Origin of the sequence: Streptomyces luteosporeus (assembly GCF_039532865.1) — a bacterium.
GTDB classification, from domain to species: Bacteria; Actinomycetota; Actinomycetes; order Streptomycetales; family Streptomycetaceae; genus Streptomyces; species Streptomyces luteosporeus.
In genome coordinates, this window is record NZ_BAAASL010000080.1 from 1 (window position 1) to 554 (window position 554).

Sequence of the window (554 nt, forward strand, 5' to 3'; positions counted from 1 at the left end):
CGTGAGAAGAGTGCTGCCATAACCTTGAGGCGGTAAACCAGCGGCATTCACACCGCGCTGAGCTTACCCATGCGCCAAAAAAGAGTGACTTGTATCACAAATGTTATTTTTTGTTTATGGTACATGGCAGATTAAACGTCTGTAAATACTCGTATTAGGAATAATTAAACATTTTGAGCTGTTAAAAAAGTTAATAACCGTTGTTAACTATCTTGTATCTATTGTCCGGCTAGCGCCTTCAGCTGGTGATATCCCATCCACAGGAGAAGAGAAGATATGTTCGATCATGTGAAATTCGGCGTTAGCGACTATGCCGCCAGCAAAGCGTTCTTTTTGCAGGCCCTGGCCCCGCTTGGCGTAACGCTGGTCGGCGAAGGCGAACCGAGCTACGGCGCAGAGCTGGCCGGCAGCGGCGATGCTTCTCTATGCCTCTATCAAAGTGCGGAAAAACCGGCGCCGCTGCACATTGCCTTTCGCGCCGACAGCCGCGAGCAGGTCGATGCCTTCTGGCAGGCGGCGCTGGCCGCCGGAGGAAAGGACAACGGCGCGCCGGG

Annotated in this window: 1 protein-coding gene; it reads left to right on the top strand. The window is 52.5% G+C overall.

Annotated elements, in window-relative coordinates:
* Positions 1-276: 276 nt before the first annotated feature.
* Positions 277-554 (top strand): VOC family protein (locus tag ABD361_RS30525; RefSeq protein WP_344440236.1); only part of this gene is annotated, 278 nt, incomplete at its 3' end.